Origin of the sequence: Erwinia sp. S43, assembly GCF_016624745.1 — a bacterium.
Taxonomy (GTDB): Bacteria; Pseudomonadota; Gammaproteobacteria; order Enterobacterales; family Enterobacteriaceae; genus Erwinia; species Erwinia coffeiphila.
Genome location: NZ_JACVTX010000003.1, coordinates 326,328 through 346,478 on the forward strand (window position 1 = coordinate 326,328; position 20,151 = coordinate 346,478).

Genomic DNA, 20,151 nt, shown 5'->3' on the forward strand with positions numbered 1-20,151 from the left:
TGCACTGAGTCACATTTAAGCGGGTTGCACCCGCACAGCAACCTCATTAAAACCAGGGTTTACGCGGCATTCATACCTGGCGGGATTCTTGCAGCAATAACCATGCCGCTTTTTTTTACGTTAACAAAAGGCCGATTTTAAAGAGTGAGGAAAAGGTCACATTTAACGAGGTTGCACAAAGTTGCAACATCAGTGATATTGCTCGCTATTGTTTATTCTCTCTGATTCAGGAGCTTTCAGGCATGGGCACAACCACCATGGGCGTAAAACTGGATGACGCCACACGCGACCGCATTAAACAGGCCGCCCAGCGTATTGACCGCACGCCACACTGGCTAATTAAGCAGGCCATTTTTAACTATCTTGAGCAGGTTGAGCAGGGCCAGTCCCTGCCCGAGCTGGTCGCCGGTCAGGTTCCCGCTGAGGAAGAAGAACGTCCGCAGGAAGAGACGCACCAGCCATTCCTCGACTTTGCCGAAAGCGTTTTGCCTCAGTCCGTTGCTCGCGCGGCTATCACCTCGGCCTGGCGTCGCCCGGAAACCGAAGCGGTGCCGATGCTGCTGGATCAGGCGCGCCTTCCTGCCGCCCTGGCAAAATCGACCTATGAGCTGGCGCATCAGCTGGCAAATAAACTTCGGCACCAAAAAAGTGCAGGCGGGCGCGCCGGAATGGTGCAAAACCTGCTGCAGGAGTTCTCCCTCTCCTCTCAGGAAGGCGTGGCGCTGATGTGCCTGGCGGAAGCGCTGCTGCGTATTCCCGATAAGCCCACGCGCGATGCACTGATCCGCGACAAAATCAGCAATGGCAACTGGCATTCACATCTGGGCCGCAGCCCGTCAATGTTCGTTAATGCCGCCACCTGGGGCCTGCTGTTTACAGGCCGCCTGGTGTCGACCCACAATGAAGCCAACCTCTCCCGCTCGCTGAACCGTATTATCGGTAAAAGCGGTGAGCCGCTGATCCGTAAAGGCGTGGATATGGCAATGCGGCTGATGGGCGAACAGTTCGTCACCGGTGAAACCATCGCCGAAGCGCTGGCTAACGCCCGCAAGCTGGAAGAGAAAGGCTTCCGCTACTCCTACGATATGCTCGGAGAAGCGGCCCTGACCGCCCGTGATGCCAAAGCCTACCTGCTCTCCTACCAGCAGGCGATCCACGCCATCGGTAAAGCCTCGAACGGTCGTGGCATTTATGAAGGCCCGGGTATCTCAATCAAGCTGTCTGCGCTGCATCCGCGCTACAGCCGCGCGCAGTACGAGCGGGTGATGGACGAACTGTACCCGGTGCTAAAATCCCTCACCCTGCTGGCGCGTTCCTACGACATCGGCATTAATATCGATGCTGAAGAGGCCGACCGGCTGGAGCTGTCGCTCGATCTGCTGGAAAAACTGTGCTTTGAGCCGGAACTGGAAGGCTGGAACGGTATCGGCTTTGTCATTCAGGCCTATCAGAAACGCTGCCCGATGGTGATCGATGCACTGACCGATCTGGCGCAGCGCAGCCGTCGCCGTCTGATGATCCGCCTGGTCAAAGGCGCTTACTGGGACAGCGAAATCAAACGTGCTCAGGTCGACGGACTGGAAGGCTACCCGGTTTACACCCGTAAGGTGTACACCGACATCGCCTATATCGCCTGCGCCCGCAAGCTGCTGGCGGTGCCCAATCTGATTTATCCGCAGTTTGCTACCCATAACGCCCACACGCTGGCGGCCATCTATCAACTGGCGGGCAACAACTACTATCCGGGCCAGTACGAGTTCCAGTGCCTGCACGGTATGGGCGAACCGCTGTACGAGCAGGTGGTGGGAAAAGTGGCGGACGGCAAGCTGAATCGCCCCTGCCGTATCTATGCCCCGGTCGGCACCCATGAAACCCTGCTGGCCTATCTGGTGCGTCGCCTGCTGGAAAACGGCGCGAACACCTCCTTCGTTAACCGCATTGCCGACACCAGCCTGCCGCTGGATGAGCTGGTTGCCGATCCGGTTGAGGCGGTGGAAAAACTGGCGCAGGCCGAAGGTGCCGTTGGCCTGCCGCATCCAAAAATCCCGCTGCCGCGCGAGCTGTACGGTACGCAGCGGCAGAACTCCGCCGGGCTGGATCTGGCCAACGAACACCGTCTGGCCTCGCTTTCCAGCGCCCTGCTGAACAGCGCCAGCGAGAGCTGGCAGGCCGCGCCGCTGATCGACGCGCCGCTGGAAACCGGCGACAGCCTGCCGGTAATTAACCCCGCAGAGCCGCTGGATATCGTCGGCCACGTGCGCCACGCCACGCCGGGAGAAGTCTCTGCCGCACTGGATGCGGTGGTCAACGTCGGCCCGATCTGGTTCGCCACCCCACCGCAGGAGCGCGCGGCGATCCTCGAACGCGCGGCGATCCTGATGGAAGGCCAGATGCAGACGCTGATCGGCATTCTGGTGCGTGAAGCCGGGAAAACCTTCAGCAACGCCATCGCCGAAGTGCGCGAGGCGGTGGATTTCCTGCACTACTACGCCGGACAGGTACGCGACGACTTTGACAATGAAACCCACCGTCCGCTGGGACCGGTGGTCTGCATCAGCCCGTGGAACTTCCCGCTGGCCATCTTCAGCGGGCAAATCGCCGCCGCGCTGGCCGCGGGTAACAGCGTGCTGGCCAAACCGGCCGAGCAAACCCCGCTCATCGCCGCACGCGCAGTGGCGATCCTGCATGAAGCGGGCGTGCCGCAGGGCGCGCTCCAGCTGCTGCCGGGCACCGGTGAAACCGTCGGCGCGCAGCTGACCCAGGATAACCGAGTGCGCGGCGTGATGTTTACCGGCTCGACCGCCGTTGCCACCCTGCTACAGCGCGGGCTGGCGGGACGCCTCGATCCGCAGGGCCGCCCGACGCCGCTGATTGCCGAAACCGGCGGTATGAATGCGATGATCGTGGATTCCTCGGCGCTAACCGAGCAGGTGGTCACCGATATCGTTGCTTCCGCCTTTGACAGCGCCGGTCAACGCTGTTCGGCGCTGCGTCTGCTCTGCGTGCAGGAAGATGTTGCCGATCACACCCTGACCATGCTGCGCGGCGCGATGGCCGAATGCCGTATGGGCAACCCTGAACGATTCTCCACCGACATCGGCCCGGTGATCGATGCCGAGGCGAAGGCCAACATCGACCAGCATATTCAGTCGATGCGCAGCAAAGGCTTTACCGTATTCCAGTCCGCGCAGCAGCAGGTGCAGGACAGCCGCGAATGGCGGACCGGGACCTTTGTACAGCCGACGCTGATCGAGCTGGGCAGCGTAACTGACCTGACGCGCGAGATCTTCGGCCCGGTGCTGCACGTGGTGCGCTTTGCCCGCAACGCCCTGCCGCAGGTGATTGAGCAGATTAATGCCTCCGGCTATGGCCTGACGCTGGGCGTGCATACCCGCATCGATGAAACCATCGGTCAGGTGACGCAGAAGGCTCACGTCGGCAACCTCTACGTTAACCGCAATATGGTCGGCGCAGTGGTCGGCGTACAGCCGTTCGGCGGTGAAGGTCTGTCCGGCACCGGACCGAAAGCCGGTGGGCCGCTGTATCTGTATCGCCTGCTGTCGTACCGCCCGGACGATGCGCTGCAAACCACGCTTAACCGCCAGGACCGCCTCAGCCCACCGGATACGCAGCTGCGCCCGGAACTATTGACCGCGCATCAGGCGCTAAGCGAGTGGGCAACCGACCGCAAGGATCTGGCAGCGCTGTGCGCGCGCTACGCTGAACTGGGCCAGGGCGGCACCGTACGCCTGCTGCCGGGGCCAACCGGCGAGCGCAATACCTTTACCCTGCTGCCGCGCGAACGGGTGCTGTGTATTGCCGATAACGAGGAGGATACGCTGGTTCAGTTGGCAGCGGTCACCGCCGTCGGTAGCCAGGCGCTGTGGCAGGATGATGAGCTGCATCGCGCGCTGTGGCAGCAGCTTCCTTCGGCGGTGCAGCAGCGAATTACGCTGGCTGACCGACCGCTGGAACAGGGGGAGTATGATGCGGCGATCTATCACGGCGATGCCGATCAGCTGCGTACGCTCTGCGAGGCCATTGCCGCGCGGGACGGCGCGATTGTGTCGGTTCAGGGCTTTGCACGTGGAGAAACCAATCTGCTGCTGGAACGACTGCTGCACGAGCGCTCGCTGAGTGTGAATACAGCCGCCGCCGGCGGTAACGCCAGCCTGATGACCATCGGTTAATCACTGCCGATTAAAAAAACCGGCACGGCCTTTAAGGACCGTGCCGGTTTTCAACAACAGGTTTAACGTCAGGTGAAAGACGATACAGGTTTAAAACGGATGATAGGCAAACAGCGCCGGGGCACCGCCGGTATGCACAAAAACAATCGGCCCTTCACGACGGAAACGATTCTGAGCAATACCGTCAATCAGCCCCGCCATCGCCTTACCGGTGTAAACCGGATCGAGGAAAATCCCCTCCAGCCGCGCCAGCAGTTTTACCGCTTCCAGGCCTTCTTCATTCGGTACGCCATACTTAGGTGCAAAATAGTCATCCCACAGGGTAATTTCCGCACTGCTATTCAGTTCCAGCGACTGCGCCACCTGCTGACGAAGTAATTCCACTTTCGGCAGCTGAGCAGCCACCTTGCGGGAAACCGTAACGCCAACCAGTTCGGTATCCGGCAGCAACTGCTCCAGGCCGACCGCCAGTCCGGCATGGGTCCCGGCACTGCCGGATGCCACCACTACCGCCGCAAAATCCACTACGCCTTCGCTCTGGTGGGCAATTTCCTGCGCACATTCAACGTAGCCCAGCGCCCCCAGGGCACTTGAGCCGCCCACCGGAATACTGTACGGACGGAATCCCTGTGCTTCCAGCAGCGTGGCCTGTTCTTCCAGCTGCGCGTCGGGGTTGTGCAGCGCATCCACCATCACCACTTCCGTATTCATCAATTCCAGCAGCAGGCGGTTACCGTTGCTGAGGTAGTTTTCTGCACGGGTATCGATGGGATTTTCCAGCAGCGCCACGCATTTCAAACCCAGTTTTGCCGCCACTGCCGCCGTCTGGCGAACGTGGTTAGACTGGATAGCGCCGGCGGTAACCAGCACGTCAGCACCATTGCGCAGCGCATCGGCGGCGAGAAACTCCAGCTTTCTGAGCTTGTTGCCCCCCAGCGCCACTGGCGTAACGTCATCACGTTTGATGAAAATATTGCGCCCCAGATAGTCTGAAAGACGGGGTAAATGCTCCAGCGGCGTTGGAGCACCCAGCAGCTCAACACGGGGAAAATTAACAAGATTATGTAAGGACAACGCGGCCTCCGCGAGATGTACGTTCGAATTATTCCTTAGTGTTGCAGAAGATAGCGATCGGGTCATCTTTCATTTGGTGATAACTCAATGCCAGGCTGAATAACGGTGAAAAAAAATTACAGCTCAGATCACACTTTTCACAGCGGCTGCTCCATAATTCAGATCCCGAACTGATGAAAAATGGAACAAGGATATGCGCAATCCCACGCTGTTGCAGTTTTTTCACTGGTACTATCCCGATGGCGGCAAGCTGTGGCCTGAAGTGGTTGATAAGGCCCCCAGTCTGGCTGAAATGGGCGTAACCGCTGTTTGGTTACCCCCGGCGTATAAAGGCGAGTCCGGCGGGTATTCCGTTGGTTACGATACTTACGATCTGTTCGATTTAGGCGAATTCGAGCAGAAGGGTTCAAGAGCCACTAAGTACGGTGATAAAGAGCAGCTGCTGGCTGCAACCGAAGCGCTAAAGTCCCATGGGATAGGGGTCATTCTGGATGTGGTGCTTAACCACAAAATGGGCGCGGATGAAAAGGAACGGGTGCAGATCAACCGCGTGAATCCCGACAATCGCGAAGAGATTGATGATGAGGTGATCGAAGCCGAAGCCTGGACCCGCTTCACCTTCCCGGTTCGTGAGGGAAAATATTCAAAATTTGTCTGGGATTACAAATGTTTTAGCGGCGTCGACCATATTGAAAACCCCGATGAGAACGGCGTATTCAAGATTGTGAACGACTACACCGGTGAGGGCTGGAACGAACAGGTCGACGATGAGCTGGGCAACTTTGACTATTTGATGGGTGCCAATATCGACTTTCGCAACCATGCGGTAACCGAGGAGCTGAAGTACTGGGCGCGCTGGGTGATGGAGCAAATCCCTGCCACCACCGGCTTCCGACTGGACGCGGTGAAGCATATTCCGGCCTGGTTCTATAAAGAGTGGATTGAGCACGTGCAGGAGGTCAACGACGAGCCGCTGTTCATCGTTGCCGAATACTGGTCGCATGAGCTGGACAAGCTGCAACAGTATATTGACCAGGTGGACGGCAAAACCATGCTGTTTGATGCCCCGCTGCAAATGAATTTCCATCACGCCTCGCAGCAGGGTTCCGATTACGATCTGAGCCAGATCTTTACCGACACGCTGGTCGCGGCCGATCCGTGGCATGCGGTAACCATTGTCGCCAACCATGATACCCAGCCGTTGCAGGCGCTGGAGGCCCCGGTCGATCCATGGTTCAAACCGCTGGCCTACGCGCTGATTTTGCTGCGGGAAAACGGCGTTCCCGCGCTGTTCTATCCCGATCTTTACGGTGCCAGCTATCAGGATGAGGGCGGCGACGGCGAACAGTATGAGATTGAGATGCCGGTGGTGGCGGAGCTTGAATCACTGATTCGTGCCCGCCAACTGTATGCGCACGGCGTACAGACCGAGTGGTTCGATCACGCCAACTGCGTCGCCTTTGCGCGCAGCGGCACGGAGGAACTGCCGGGATGCGTTGTGATCATGTCCAACGGGGATGAGGGGGAGAAAGTACTGGAGCTGGGTGAGAATTTTGCCGGTAAGCGCTGGTTTGATTATCTCGGCCACCGCGAGGAGCAGGTTGAAAGTGACGAGAACGGTGTCGCGACGTTCCGCTGTAATCCGGGCAGCGTGAGCGTGTGGGTACTGGAATAGTGTAGCGGCTCCTCGCGCAGCCAATAACTACACGCTTTTCTCGCTGTTGAATTGGTTGTTGGGGTTCAGCCTCTGCTGCTGCTTCAGGGCGGTCCTCGCGCCGCGTTGCGGTACCCTCGGTTACGCCATTGCGCCGACCGGATCGGCCAGGATTGAACGTCCCTGTTCAAACCTGACCTGACGCCAACATCCGTGTTGTCGTCTCCTGGCGTAATGGCTCCACCTCAGCGCTGTGGATGCCCTTACGCAGCAGCAGAGGCTGTCCCCGTTAATCATTTCATCGCTTTTAGATTTTCAGGCATCACGGAATTTTGACAGCAGGCTGGCCGTGCCCCCGAGAGGGCAATCCACAGCGCTGAACGCAGAGAGGAAGCCAGGATTTGGCCACACGGACGTGGCCGAAAGTCACAGCCGCGCAGGACGCGCGTCTGTGACGGTCCGAACGGCTGACGAACGGAGTGAAGGAACCGCAACGCGGCGCGAGGACCGCCCTCTCGGGGGCAAGGCCAGCCAGCGCTAACTCCCGACGCGGCAGACAACACAGCACTGGCACACTATCTCAGCAAGCACCAGGCTCAACCCGGATCAGTTCGCCCGGTTAAACACACCGCTGTAGTGCTTACCACTCTTCGTGGCAGTCGGTTCAGCCGCAGCCTGTGCAGCAGCCGGAGCAGCATTATCCGCCAGCGCCTTCTGGCACTCCGCGGTCGGCTGATTCACCTTGCTCAACGTCAGCTTATCGTAATGCAAAACGCTGCCTTCCAGCTCCAGCGGCATCACCCGGGACTGGTTATTGATGTTCACCCAGTCACCATCAAGCAGAGTGGTCTTGCCCGGTTTAGCAATCACCCGCTGCCACTGACGGCAGTCAAGCGTATCGCCCGCGGCGGTAATAATCAGGCTGGCACGTGCTTCGGGGCTGACCAGCCCTTTCTGCGGGCCCATCGTCTGCCAGTTACCCACCAGCGATGCCGGCGGTGGCGTTTTCACCGCGCTGCTGTAACCTTCCAGCTGCGCACAACCGCTCAACGCGGTAACGGCCAGCCCTGCAATAATCCAGTTTTTCATGTTTTTCCCTGCTTTATGAATCTCGCGCTACGTTATAATTAATTCCCGCTGTGCCGCAAGTCCGATCGCCAGTTCACGACCGATTTCTGCCCTTTTCACCCCGCCTGCACCCGCACCGCACCTTTCCTTTTCCCGCTTGCCCCGTGTACACTGGCGGCCGAAATTACCCAGGCAGGACCGCTATGAAAACCGTTGAAGAATATTACGCCATTGCTAAAGACCTGTTCCTTGAGGCACATCCGGAACTGAAATCAGGCATTGAAAACCTCACAGCAGAGCAGGCGGCAAGCGTTGGCATGAGCATCGAGCAGCTCCAGGCGCTGCAAAAAGATCGCGCCTACGCGGCCTACGTGCGCGAGAAAAAACTGGACGGTGTGCTGTTTGCCATTCAACTGGCCGAGCCGGATAAAGCCGTGATGGTGGAAGCGATTGAAACCTATCTGCGCTCGCATGCTGAAGCGCTGGGATTAAGCTGGGAAGAGTTTTGTATTCAGAACGAACTGTGATCGGTCGATCCTCCCGAACAGACGCGTCAACACGCCTGTTCGGGGGTCGTAGCGCTTAACCGGCCAGGCGGGAACCCGACGTTGCCGCCAGTTCATCCTCGCGGAATGCTTCTCGCCTTACGCTAAAACCATCGTACCAACGACATTCAACCATACCGCTGGCAACACCCGTCACAATCATCACGGGTCCACCATCCTTGTGCTGCACTTCATTACTGATTATAAACATCACAAAGCACCTCCCTTCCGGTTAAAAGACAGAATAGTTATAGCATCTTGTTGATTTCGATGCTGTTAACTGGAGGTAAACAAATTGTTAAATGCAAATAAGCAGTTAAAAACTCGATAAATAAAAAAAATGAATAAGTTTTGCAGGTTTCGTTTATGTGAACCAGCTCTCACTTACACTTAGATTTTGCAACCTTCACAGTCAGCTTCATCGCCTAAGTCGGCCGGCAATTCTGCGGCTTTTTTCTCTGCGTTGGCTTCCGCCTGCTCCAGCTGCGCATCAATATCAAATTCAAAAATATCGTCTTTCATCACATTGCTCCCACATTGGTAAAAAAAACGGACCCGCCTGGCGAGTCCGCAAGCCGCACGTTATACCGATTAGCCGCGCACTCTGGCAATCAAATTTACCAGCGACAGCACAATCGACCCCACGATAAACCCGATAACCAGATTGGCCCCGTTGGAAGCCAGCGCGGCAACCACGGCACCCAAATCAGCACTGTACCCCTCAATGGCATGATGCAGGAACGGCACTCCGTGCACGATAATGCCGCCGCCGACCAGAAACATCGCCACGGTTCCTACCACGGTCAGAATTTTCATCAGCCACGGTGCCGTCGCCAGCAGTACACCGCCCACCGATTTCGCCAGGGCCGAACTTTTTTTCTGCAGCCAGTAGCCAAGGTCGTCAATTTTCACAATCGCCGCCACAATGCCGTAAACGCCGACGGTGACCAGAATCGCGATCCCGGACAAAATCAAAACCTGATTCAGCAGCGGAGCTTCCGAGACGATCCCTAAAGTGATCGCCACAATTTCCGCAGAGAGAATAAAGTCGGTGCGGATAGCCCCCTGCACCTTTTTCTTCTCGAAGGCCGCCGGGTCCTGCTGCGCCACCTTCAGCAAACGCTGCTCTCGGGCCTCCGGGGTTTCATCACTTTTGCTTTTGTGCAGGCTGTGCAGCACCTTTTCCACCCCTTCATAACAGAGGTAGGCACCGCCAATCATCAGCAGCGGCGTAATTGCCCAGGGCGCAAAAGCGCTGATCACCAGCGCCAGCGGCACCAGGATGAGCTTATTGAGGAATGAGCCTTTGGCCACGCCCCACACCACCGGGAGCTCACGATTGGCTTTCACCCCGCTAACCTGCTGCGCATTAAGAGACAGGTCATCCCCCAGTACACCCGCGGTTTTCTTTGCCGCTACTTTTCCCATTACCGAAATATCATCAAGCAGCGTGGCAATATCATCCAGCAAGCTCAGTAAGCTACTTCCCGCCAAAGTGTGATTCCTTATTCATGTTCATCATGTTGACAGCAGGGGCACCGCTCAATCTCCAGCACCGCCATATCGGCAATACCTTCGCAGTCCCACTCAACGCGCACTAGCTGACCCTGTCGCTCGGTGTGGTGCAGATACTTGCTTACCGGGCTTTCGGTCATCCCGGTTATTTCCTCCGTGGCAATCAGCCGATCGCCGACGAAAATACGCGCCGTCGCCCGGGTGTTGACCATCCGTTCACCGCTTAGTTGATATAAACGCTTTACCGTCAGTTTGACACTGGCCATATTTCGCCCTGCGCTTCGCCGTAGAAAGTGGGGGTGATCTAAACAATTATGCGTAACAAGTGCAAATTTTGTAAAAAAAATCCCTGTCCTGAAGAAAAACATTTCCCTATTCCGCGTTAAAAAACGAGAATTTAGCGCTGCAATTACTCAACCGGACTGAGCTATTAACATGAAGTTGCGTCGTATTCCTGCCTGGCTGCCGCTGCTGGCGGCATTGTTCTCTCTCTATTTTATCTGGGGTTCAACCTATCTGGTTATCCGTATCGGTGTGGAAAGCTGGCCGCCAATGATGATGGCCGGGCTGCGATTCCTGCTGGCGGGCGTTGTGCTGATGGCGATTCTGCTGCTGCGCGGGGAAAAACTACCGTCTCTTAAAGCCACAAAAAATGCGGCGATTATCGGCGTTTTACTGCTGGCGATGGGTAACGGCGCGGTCACCGTGGCCGAACATCAGCACGTCCCTTCCGGACTGGCAGCGGTGATGGTGGCGACCGTGCCGCTGTTCGCCATGTGCTTTAGCCGCATGTTTGGCATTCAGACCCGCTGGATTGAATGGGTGGGGATCGGCGTGGGGCTGGTGGGGATACTGCTGCTCAACAGCGGTGGACACATGGCCGGTAATCCGTGGGGAGCCCTGATGATTCTTGCGGGTTCAATGACCTGGGCGTTCGGTTCCGTTTGGGGCTCACGCATTGAACTGCCGCAGGGAATGATGGCAGGAGCCGTTGAGATGCTGTCGGCGGGAATTGTGCTGCTGCTTGCCAGCACGCTGAGCGGTGAGCATCTGACCGGAACGCCCACACTGCCGGGCATTCTGGCGCTGGGCTATCTCAGCCTGTTTGGTTCGATTATCGCCATCAACGCCTATATGTTCCTGATCCGCAATGTCACCCCGGCAGTGGCGACCAGCTATGCCTATGTTAATCCGGTGGTGGCGGTGCTGTTGGGTATTGGCTTTGCCGGGGAAACGCTCTCTTCGCGTGAATGGCTGGCGCTGGCGATCATCGTATTTGCGGTGGTACTGGTCACGTTGGGAAAATACCTGTTCCCGGCAAAACCCGTGATCAAACCCATCAGCCGGGATTAACCGTTAAAGTTGATGAATACCTTTTTCATCGATCTCGCCGTTGCCTTCAGCGGCGCAGATCCACTCTTCAAGTCGGGCGCTCAGCGCCTGTTCTTCCAGCCGCGTTTTACCGCGCAGCGAACACTCCCAGACCAGCAGCACCTTCCAGCCGCCGTCGGTCAGTTCAGCAATATAGCGTTTATCGCGCGCCACGTTACTGTCTATTTTCCCCATCCAGAACGCCGTGCGCGTGGCGGGCATCTTGAATAAGTGGCAATGATGATGGTGCCAGAAGCAGCCGTGAACAAAAATGATTGCCCGGTAGTCCGGCAAAACAAAATCGGGCCTGCCGGGCAGCGACTTATCCTGCGCCCGAAAAGTGATGTCCAGCTCGCCCAGCAGCTCCGCCACACGCTGTTCAATCGCGGTGTCGCGGGTTCGAATCGCTCGCATATTTTTACTACGCACGTCGGGTTTATGTACGTCAGCCATCCTGATCTTCCTTTGGCAACAACGTTTGAGTATAGCGCTTTATTGTCGCGCAGGATGCCTCTACACTTAGCCAAAATTCCAGTTAATATGGACCTGATTTAATGAGCACCGTTGAACGAGATAAACTCACCCTGCCGAAAGGCGCGAATAAACTGCTGCTGCACTCCTGCTGCGCCCCCTGTTCTGGTGAAGTGATGGAAGCCCTGCAGGTATCAGGCATTGATTACACCATCTTCTTCTACAACCCGAATATTCATCCTCAGAAAGAGTACCTGCTGCGCAAAGAGGAAAATATCCGCTTTGCCGAGCAGCACGGTATTCCGTTTGTCGATGCCGACTACGACACCGACAATTGGTTTGCGCGGGCAAAAGGCATGGAGTGGGAACCGGAGCGCGGTGTGCGCTGCACCATGTGTTTTGATATGCGTTTTGAGCGCACCGCGCTTTACGCCTATGAGAACGGTTTTCCGGTCATCTCCAGTTCGCTGGGTATTTCACGCTGGAAGAACATGCAGCAGATTAACGACTGCGGCGATCGGGCGGCCGCGCCTTATGAGGGCATCAGCTACTGGGATTACAACTGGCGCAAAAAAGGCGGCGCGGCGCGCATGATCGAAATCAGCAAGCGCGAGCGGTTTTACCAGCAGGAATACTGCGGCTGCGTCTATTCGCTGCGCGACAGCAATCTGCATCGCAAAAGCCAGGGCCGACCGTTAATTAAACTGGGCGTGCTGTATTACGGTGATGAAGACGCAGAGGGTAAATCGTAAATTATCGCCTGATGACGATAATCACTGCGGGAGTGAGACAGGCGCAGCGGTAAGAGCGTTGTCAGAGACAGCAGTGAGACAATCACCCAGTGAATGGCACAGGCACAGTGACAAACCGTCGGTGCATGAATTGTTCAAAACACTGAAATAGAGATAAACATAACGCCCCTCACAACGAGGGGCGTTAATCGCAGCGGATACGCGAAACTTCCTCAGCGTTTACTTTTTCTTTTTACTCTTTTTCAGCAGCGCACGAACCTGCTTCAGTTCTGCTGCGCTCAGCTGTTCTGACAGTTCTTCAGCAGTATCCTGATTGTCCACTTCCGGTTCTTTTGCCCCTTCAAGCGTGATCAGCAGACGGCGGGTCACTTCCTGACTGACCGAAGTCTGGTTTTCCAGCGCAATGGCTTTCAGTGTTTCTTTTAATACAGGATCGATCTTTAACGTCAGGCTTACTGTCTCAGTCATTGTTGAATCTCCTGATAAATTTACACATCAAATTAGCCTGTTAAGCTAAATTTAACCATACTGTCATAAAAATTTAATATATTAGTGGCTAACCGCAAATTCAGCCAATACCTGCCGATCCGTGCCGCAGAAATCGCCCTGCAGTTCCGCACAGAGTTTTGCCATATAGGCCACTAAGAAATCAGCATTGATTTCTGCCAGACGTTTGCCTTCGGCGGTCTGCATAGTTTGCGGCAGCTTAAGCAGCTTTTTCTGGAAGTGATCCAGCGCCCATTCGGCATCATCCAGCGGCCTTTCACGGGCCAGGGGATCATGACTGTCAAACAACGAACGCCCCAGCGCACCGGAGACATAAAACACCCGCGCCAGGCCAATAGCCCCCAGAGATTCCAGCCGATCCGCATCCTGTACGATTTTTGCTTCCAGCGTTTCTGGCGTCACGGCGGCGCTAAAGCTATGGGCGTGAACCGCGTGCATTACGGCGGCAATTTTTTCTGAAGGAAAGTCCGGAAACTCCGTCAGCAGAACCCGCCGGGCTTCTTCCGCCGCCTGGGCAGAGGCCAGATGCCGCTCCGGATGATTTTTCGGTAAGTTAACAATGTCGTGAAAATAGCAGCTGGTCAAAACCACCAGCGGGTCGGCCTCGCTTCCCTGCATAATGCGCTGTGCGGTTTGCCATACGCGCGCCAGATGAGCCACATCATGCGCTTTGTCTTCTTTCTGCCAGCTCTGATGCAGCCACTGTTCGAAGCGCGATTGCCAGGTGTTCAGCATAATAGACTCTCCTTCATTCTTTGGACTTGTTGAGATCTCAGCGGCAATAAGCCACTGCAACGTGCTGCGTCAACGCGATAAAAATGCGACCCTCATCACTATATAGTGCATGTATTCATTATGTTACAGCCTGAATGCAGGCTGATGTATTCAGCTGCTAATTCATGCTGATTAAAAATCACCCAAATCATTAAGCAGTCATAATACAGGCCAAAGGTAACGAAACGTTTCACCTGCCATCGTGTGCAGAGGATTATCGTTTGCGTTGTGCTGGTCTCTCCAGGTATGCTCCACACTTTTCTGAATATTTTAAAAATGCCGCTACGCTTTAAGACATTGTAATTAAGCAACATGTAAAATATGTTACGCTGCAAAAATGACGTCGGGTCGCTACCCGAATACGGCAATTCAACTGCCAGCATAGCGTCATCAGTGGCGTTTTATCTTTCCGTTTTTTTTATTAAATTTTACTGATGTTTTACCAAAAAAATGCCCCTGATTGGTGTTAAAGGTTTAAGTTAGGAGTTCTCCGCATTGTGTTTTCATTTTAACTATGTAGCTGGTTTGGTTGAGAAAGATATAGAGGTTATCCCATGAAAGAACGCCCGATTCTGTTCAGCGATCAACGGGTGCGCGCCCTGCTATCTGGCCGTCAAAGCCAGACCCGGCGCATCATGAAATCCCAACCTTTCGGACCGGTTCAGGATAATCATGAAGGCTGTTACGGCATTGATGTAAAGCGTAACCACCTGCAAGGAAACCTGGTAATGAGCATGGAGAACATCAGCCACCACAGCCCGCACGGCCAGCCGGGCGATCGGTTATGGGTGCGAGAAACCTGGCGCGGGCCGGTTATTGCCCCCGAAGACGTTGCACGCTATCAACAGGACCCGGCGGCGTTCAGGGACCGTAAGTATTGCCGCTACCGGGCCGATACCAGTACCTGGGGAAGTGAAGATGGCATCGGTCATCCCGGCTGGCAGGCTGGTATTCATATGCCGCGCTGGGCCAGCCGTATTGACCTGCTGATCACCCGCCTGCGCGTGGAAAAAATCCAGGACATCAGTGATGATGACATCGTCGCTGAAGGTGTGCAGTTCGACAGCCATTTTTTAAATAACTTCTTTACCATGCAAAGCGAAACCGACTCCCCAAAAGAAGCCTACCGCAAGGCATGGACCGCGCAGTATGGCGGTACAAGTTGGGAAGTGAACCCCTGGGTCTGGGTCATCGATTTTGAGCGAGTCTGAGCGTTGTGAATGATGCGCGACGCTGAAGTTTTTCAGCGTCGTTTGCGCTTCATCACAGACAATTCCTAATATAACTGGTTGAATATCCCCCTCAATTTGCCATCATTTTTGGCAACTTTCATCAGCATCGCACCCGTCAGCCGCTCAAATTTCATGCAATGTGTATTAACCCGTTGCAGCATTTGTGCGGCTGCGGCATGGTGTAAGAGGAATTCATTACCGCATGGGGGCAATATCAGCATGATCAAATGGCCGTGGAAAAGCGATGATGACGCAGCGACCAGTGGATTACCCTGGCAACAGGCGCTTGAGATCCCCCTGCTGGCTCCGCTCAATGAAGATGAACGCCAGACACTGATCGCGCTCGCCGCACGCTTTTTGCGCCAGAAACGTCTTGTTGGCTTACAGAATCTTGAACTGGACGAGTTGAAACGCTGTCGTCTGGCACTGTTGTTTTGCCTTCCCGTGCTCAACCTCGGCTACGACTGGCTGGATGGATTTCTGGAAGTGCTGGTTTACCCTACCCCTTTTATGGTTGATGACGAATGGCAGGATGAGTTTGGCCTGGTTCACCGCGAACGCATGGTGCAGTCCGGTCAGAGCTGGGAACAGGGCCCGATCGTCCTTAACTGGCTGGATATTCAGGATTCTTTTGACCGCTCCGGTTATAACCTGGTGATCCACGAGGTGGCACACAAGCTGGACGCACACGGCAGCGGCGAGTCAACCGGTATTCCGGCCATGGCACTCCGTGACGTTGCCGGTTGGGAGCGCGATATGCTGGCGGCGATGAACGCGATTCAGGAAGAGGTTGACCTTGTTGGAGAAAACGCCGCGACCATTGATGCCTATGCGGCCAGCGATCCCGCGGAATGCTTCGCCGTGCTGTCGGAGTATTTCTTCAGTGCCCCGGAACTGCTGCTGGTAAGATTCCCGCAGGTTTACGAGCGGCTGCGCCAGTTTTATCGCCAGGACCCCTATCAGCGTTTGGAACTCACGTTAGAACAGCAAAACCCGGATGGAATTGTGCATTAAAACAACGGACTGCTGCAAACTACGCCATTCAGATAGCACCGCTACTTTTGCTGTTGACAGGCAACAGGCAGATCGCTAATATGCGCCTCGTTCAAACGATTCCTCTGTAGTTCAGTCGGTAGAACGGCGGACTGTTAATCCGTATGTCACTGGTTCGAGTCCAGTCAGAGGAGCCATATTTAGAGAAGCCCGCTTAAGGAAACTTAAGCGGGCTTTTTGCTATGCGCGAAACAACCGCCTGGATGCTGTTCGCGGCTGTGATACCGGCACACAAACTCAACGTGAAACCCCTCCTGGCGTTAAGCATCAGTGAACTATACGCGGCCTGCGCGTAGCGTTTTTTCTAAAGCCAGCGCCGCAACCCACCCCGTTTTGCCCATTAACGCCACTTTTTCTTAAAATGAGATCAAGATCGCTTACCCCTCCCCCTGCCGGCGATATAATCGCCGTAAATCCAATTAAGAACTCTTGCGGAGAGCCGTCATGCACCAGACACATGATATTTTAGAAAGCCTGAAATTTATTCAAGAACACACCGACCTCAAGCCCACCGTCGGTATTATTTTGGGGTCCGGTCTGGGTCCATTTGCAGACACGCTGCAAAATGCCGTACGTATTCCTTACAGCGCGATCCCGCACTTTGCGAAGTCAGAAGCGGTTGGGCACGCCAATGAAATGGTTATCGGCACCATTGCCGATAAAACCGTTGTGGCAATGAAGGGGCGTTTCCATTATTACGAAGGGTTTTCGCTGGAACAGGTCACCTTCCCGGTGCGGGTAATGAAAGCGTTAGGCGTTGAGAAATTAATCATCACCAATGCCTGCGGTGCGGTCAATAAAGCATTTAATCCTGGCGACCTGATGCTGATCACCGACCATATTAATTTAACGGCGGCGAATCCACTGATGGGGCCGAATAACCCGGAACTGGGAACCCGCTTCTTAGACGTTAGCGAGGTTTATAACAAATCACTTCGCCAGACAATTAAGGATGTCGCTCAGGAGCAAGGAGTATCACTTCGTGAAGGCGTTTATGCCTGGTGGACCGGTCCCACGTATGAAACACCGGCAGAGATCCGCATGATCAGAACGCTCGGCGCAGACGCGGTAGGAATGTCAACGGTGCCAGAGGCACTGGTTGCGCATCATTCGCAGATTAAGACGGTGGGGATTTCGTGCCTGACCAATATGGCGTGCGGTATTTTGGATCAGCCACTGAGCCATGATGAGGTGATTGAAACAGCAGAAAGAGTGAAATCAACCTTCCTGAATCTGGTGACTGAGGTCATTAAGCGATTCTGACCCTGACGGCAGTTTATTAATTAATCCACAGGTGCTAACAGCGCCAAATATACAGTACCTGTGGTCATTTCATTATGTTGATTGAGTTAATCAGTCATCCATCAAAATACATAGCGCACTGTCCCGGCCGGAGCTTTTATGGACATTAGATACCGTTTAAAAATAATGTTGTTCATGCAGTATTTTATCTGGGGATGCTGGCTGGTGACGCTGGGTGCCTATATGATGAGAACGCTAAACTTCTCCGGTGCAGAAGTGGGGATCGTGTACAGCTCAAAAGGCATCGCTGCTATCTTGATGCCGGGGATTATAGGCATTATCGCCGACAAATATATCCCGGCGAATCGCCTGTATATGATTTGCCATCTGGTTTGCGCGGGTACGCTGTTTTACGCGGCAACGGTAACCGACCCGACGGTGATGTTCCTGGTCATGATGATCAATGCGATGGCATTTATGCCGACCATCGCTCTATCAAACTCAATCAGCTACTCTTCACTGTCCCAGTATCAGCTCGACTCCGTAACGAACTTTCCCCCGGTCCGCGTCTACGGCACGGTCGGTTTTATCATTGCCATGTGGCTGATCAGCCTGTTGAAGTTCGAATTAAGCAGCAATCAGCTGTACATTGCTGGCGGTTGCTCTTTGTTACTCGCAGTCTATTCCCTGACGCTACCGCACATTCCCGTGGTAAAAAAAGCCATCACCTCCGGCTTAGGAAGCAAGTTAGGTTTGGATGCCCTGGTGTTGTTTAAGCAACCCATCATGGTGGTGTTCTTCCTTTTTTCCATGCTGTTAGGTGCGGTTTTACAGATTACCAATACGTTTGGCAGCCCGTTCCTGCATGACTTCGCCCGGAACCCTGAGTATCAAGACAGCCTGATTGTTCAGTACCCTTCTCTGCTGCTGTCGATTTCACAAATGGCAGAGGTCTGTTTTATCCTGGCGATTCCCTTTGTTTTAAAACGCTACGGCATTAAAACGGTCATGTTGCTCAGCATGCTTGCCTGGACGCTCCGATTTGGCTTCTTCGCCTTAGGCGATCCTTCAACGATTGGCTTACTGTTTTTAATTCTGTCGATGATTGTGTATGGCTGTGCTTTTGATTTCTTTAATATATCAGGCTCTATTTTTATCGAAAAAACCGTCGATACCCGAATGAGAGCCAGCGCACAGGGGCTCTTTATGACCATGGTGAATGGCGTTGGCGCTTACTTTGGCGCGATACTGAGCGGGCGGGTCGTTGACTATTTCAGTATTGATGGCGTGAAGGACTGGCCGACAATTTGGCTGGTTTTCGCGGCTTATACTGCCGTTCTGTCCGTTATTTTTTACTTTACCTTCCACTACCATCACAAAGAAGAAGTACCTGCCTGCTAATAGAAAAGACTCTGACAGATACCTGCACATCCCGCAGTTATCTGTCAGTTTACTCCCAATGGATAGCGTTCTTTATTCTTCAAGATACTTTTCTAATACTGCCCCACCCGCCCCCTGAGCAACAATTTCATAAGAATCACTGGCAGAGAATATGCGGGTTTTAATATGCGGAAAAGCAGATATCTTTCTTTCTATCGTTTCTTTAGTCAGCGCAAAAAAGTTATTCTTTGGCGTTAACGTGCCGCCACAGACAACCACATCAGGCTGGAATATCAGCACCGCGTTGGCAATTGCCACACCATAATAGCGGGCCGCTTCGGCTAAAACAGACTGGCAGAGAGGGTCATCCATAGCCAGTGCCTGAAAAATGACATGATAATCAATTTCGCTTTCGTCTTTAACCAACGTATTAATCACTGATTCTTTATCCAGCCGAAGCTGCTGTATAACCTGATTTTTTATTGCCGCCAATGAACTGTACTGCTTCAGGCAACCTTCAGAACCACATTCACAGTGAAGCCCATTGATATCTATTGTCGTGTGCCCAAAAGACTGGGCGGTGCTGATGGGCAGGCGAGAAAGTACGCTGTCGATAATAGTGCAGCTGCGGATTTCAGTATCGCAGGTGGTAAATAAAAATCGCTGACTTTGTGATTTATACCGTAACCGATATTCCGCTAAAGCCGCAAAATTTATTCCGCTACCGATAGTCACCAGGCAGCCGACTCTGCTTGCGATAACATTCTGAATTGCTGAAATTTCAGACTCATAGCGATCGGGTGGGGTTTTATCCCGCTCAAGAATGTGGTCCAGCGCAATTCCGATGCCTAAAATATCCTTCGTCGTCAAATTATGTTCCGACAAAAGCGCATCAACTTTAATCAGTAAACCATCAATCATCCGATCTATAGGTTCAACACGTTTATTCTGAACTTTCACCATACCTAAAATATCAAGCTTCAGATTAAGTAATAGCACGGTGGAGTAAATATCACTAATCTCGATGCCAATAACATAGCCATCCGCTGAATTAATCTGATAAAGAATGGGTTTACGGCCGCCCGTAGACTCGCCAAGTTCGGCGGTCGAAATCAGGCCGCTTTTGCTTAATTCATCCAGTAATCTTGCACAGGTTGCCGACTGGATATGGGCCAGTGACGATAATGTCTCTGCCCTTATTGGCCCGTGATTCAGTATCAATCTGTACAGCGTTTTAAGCTTGCGCGTTTTTGAATTTTTAGACTCACGAAATTCATGCAGTAGATTGAGTAACACGTCGCCACCTATGATGATTCACCGATA

19 protein-coding genes and 1 tRNA gene are annotated in these 20,151 nt (G+C 54.1%); 10 read left to right on the forward strand and 10 right to left on the reverse strand.

The window, feature by feature from the left end:
- The first annotated feature begins 242 nt into the window (after window positions 1–242).
- Window positions 243–4,190 (forward strand): trifunctional transcriptional regulator/proline dehydrogenase/L-glutamate gamma-semialdehyde dehydrogenase, encoded by a 3,948-nt coding sequence (gene putA, locus IBT47_RS05775; RefSeq protein ID WP_200559739.1) that lies wholly within the window; start codon window positions 243–245, stop codon window positions 4,188–4,190.
- A 90-nt stretch (window positions 4,191–4,280) separates the two neighbouring features.
- Here the strand turns inward: putA and IBT47_RS05780 are convergent, their stop codons facing one another.
- A complete protein-coding gene (locus tag IBT47_RS05780; protein ID WP_200559740.1) occupies window positions 4,281–5,264 on the reverse strand; it encodes a D-cysteine desulfhydrase in 984 nt (327 codons plus the stop codon).
- A gap of 193 nt (window positions 5,265–5,457) precedes the next feature.
- On the opposite strand from IBT47_RS05780, the gene amyA reads away from it, so the two are divergent.
- Window positions 5,458–6,939, forward strand: a complete 1,482-nt coding sequence (amyA, locus tag IBT47_RS05785) for an alpha-amylase (RefSeq protein ID WP_200559741.1) — start codon at window positions 5,458–5,460, stop codon at window positions 6,937–6,939.
- Between the two features lie 585 nt (window positions 6,940–7,524).
- On the opposite strand, the gene yedD is transcribed toward amyA, so the two are convergent.
- Window positions 7,525–8,007 (reverse strand): lipoprotein YedD, encoded by a 483-nt coding sequence (gene yedD / locus IBT47_RS05790; protein ID WP_200559742.1) that lies wholly within the window; start codon window positions 8,005–8,007, stop codon window positions 7,525–7,527.
- A gap of 182 nt (window positions 8,008–8,189) precedes the next feature.
- Here yedD and IBT47_RS05795 point away from each other — a divergent pair, with 182 nt between their 5' ends.
- Entirely contained in the window at window positions 8,190–8,513 is a 324-nt protein-coding gene (locus tag IBT47_RS05795) for a DUF6388 family protein (RefSeq protein ID WP_105591609.1), read from the forward strand.
- A gap of 55 nt (window positions 8,514–8,568) precedes the next feature.
- On the opposite strand, the gene IBT47_RS05800 is transcribed toward IBT47_RS05795, so the two are convergent.
- The 4 genes from IBT47_RS05800 to IBT47_RS05810 all read right to left on the reverse strand — a co-directional run bounded on the left by IBT47_RS05800 (window position 8,569) and on the right by IBT47_RS05810 (window position 10,312).
- Window positions 8,569–8,742 (reverse strand): YodC family protein, encoded by a 174-nt coding sequence (locus IBT47_RS05800; protein WP_234471717.1) that lies wholly within the window; start codon window positions 8,740–8,742, stop codon window positions 8,569–8,571.
- A gap of 179 nt (window positions 8,743–8,921) precedes the next feature.
- Complete coding sequence (locus IBT47_RS27220; protein ID WP_255416823.1) at window positions 8,922–9,053, reverse strand: hypothetical protein; 132 nt, start codon at window positions 9,051–9,053, stop codon at window positions 8,922–8,924.
- A 69-nt stretch (window positions 9,054–9,122) separates the two neighbouring features.
- On the reverse strand, window positions 9,123–10,025 hold the full coding sequence (locus tag IBT47_RS05805; RefSeq protein ID WP_200559743.1) for a DUF808 domain-containing protein: 903 nt from the start codon (window positions 10,023–10,025) through the stop codon (window positions 9,123–9,125).
- Between the two features lie 11 nt (window positions 10,026–10,036).
- Window positions 10,037–10,312: a hypothetical protein gene (locus IBT47_RS05810; protein WP_200559744.1), complete on the reverse strand. Its 276-nt coding sequence runs from the start codon at window positions 10,310–10,312 to the stop codon at window positions 10,037–10,039.
- A gap of 169 nt (window positions 10,313–10,481) precedes the next feature.
- On the opposite strand from IBT47_RS05810, the gene yedA reads away from it, so the two are divergent.
- Window positions 10,482–11,399, forward strand: a complete 918-nt coding sequence (gene yedA, locus IBT47_RS05815; protein WP_105591605.1) for a drug/metabolite exporter YedA — start codon at window positions 10,482–10,484, stop codon at window positions 11,397–11,399.
- Window positions 11,400–11,402: 3 nt separating this feature from the next.
- Here the strand turns inward: yedA and IBT47_RS05820 are convergent, their stop codons facing one another.
- The gene (locus tag IBT47_RS05820; RefSeq protein ID WP_105591604.1) at window positions 11,403–11,870 is read right to left on the reverse strand and encodes a very short patch repair endonuclease; all 468 of its coding nucleotides are present in this window, start codon (window positions 11,868–11,870) and stop codon (window positions 11,403–11,405) included.
- Window positions 11,871–11,971: 101 nt separating this feature from the next.
- On the opposite strand from IBT47_RS05820, the gene IBT47_RS05825 reads away from it, so the two are divergent.
- Entirely contained in the window at window positions 11,972–12,640 is a 669-nt protein-coding gene (locus IBT47_RS05825) for an epoxyqueuosine reductase QueH (protein WP_200559745.1), read from the forward strand.
- A 219-nt stretch (window positions 12,641–12,859) separates the two neighbouring features.
- Here the strand turns inward: IBT47_RS05825 and IBT47_RS05830 are convergent, their stop codons facing one another.
- Both IBT47_RS05830 and IBT47_RS05835 read right to left on the reverse strand, forming a co-directional pair.
- Window positions 12,860–13,108, reverse strand: coding sequence for a hypothetical protein (locus IBT47_RS05830; protein WP_105591602.1), 249 nt, complete (start codon window positions 13,106–13,108; stop codon window positions 12,860–12,862).
- A gap of 81 nt (window positions 13,109–13,189) precedes the next feature.
- Complete coding sequence (locus IBT47_RS05835) at window positions 13,190–13,885, reverse strand: phosphohydrolase (protein ID WP_105591639.1); 696 nt, start codon at window positions 13,883–13,885, stop codon at window positions 13,190–13,192.
- A gap of 590 nt (window positions 13,886–14,475) precedes the next feature.
- On the opposite strand from IBT47_RS05835, the gene IBT47_RS05840 reads away from it, so the two are divergent.
- From IBT47_RS05840 to IBT47_RS05860, 5 genes are all read left to right on the forward strand, one after another.
- Window positions 14,476–15,132: a hypothetical protein gene (locus IBT47_RS05840; protein WP_200559746.1), complete on the forward strand. Its 657-nt coding sequence runs from the start codon at window positions 14,476–14,478 to the stop codon at window positions 15,130–15,132.
- 240 nt (window positions 15,133–15,372) lie between these two features.
- Window positions 15,373–16,167 carry a DgsA anti-repressor MtfA gene (gene mtfA / locus IBT47_RS05845; protein ID WP_105591599.1) on the forward strand — a complete coding sequence of 265 codons (795 nt, stop codon included), beginning with the start codon at window positions 15,373–15,375 and terminating at the stop codon, window positions 16,165–16,167.
- Window positions 16,168–16,267: 100 nt separating this feature from the next.
- Window positions 16,268–16,343 (forward strand) — tRNA-Asn (locus tag IBT47_RS05850).
- A gap of 307 nt (window positions 16,344–16,650) precedes the next feature.
- On the forward strand, window positions 16,651–17,469 hold the full coding sequence (locus IBT47_RS05855; RefSeq protein WP_200559747.1) for a purine-nucleoside phosphorylase: 819 nt from the start codon (window positions 16,651–16,653) through the stop codon (window positions 17,467–17,469).
- Between the two features lie 138 nt (window positions 17,470–17,607).
- Window positions 17,608–18,849, forward strand: coding sequence for a nucleoside permease (locus IBT47_RS05860; protein ID WP_200559748.1), 1,242 nt, complete (start codon window positions 17,608–17,610; stop codon window positions 18,847–18,849).
- A gap of 72 nt (window positions 18,850–18,921) precedes the next feature.
- Here IBT47_RS05860 and IBT47_RS05865 read toward each other — a convergent pair whose 3' ends face one another.
- A complete protein-coding gene (locus IBT47_RS05865) occupies window positions 18,922–20,124 on the reverse strand; it encodes an ROK family protein (RefSeq protein ID WP_200559749.1) in 1,203 nt (400 codons plus the stop codon).
- Between the last annotated feature and the right edge of the window lie 27 nt (window positions 20,125–20,151).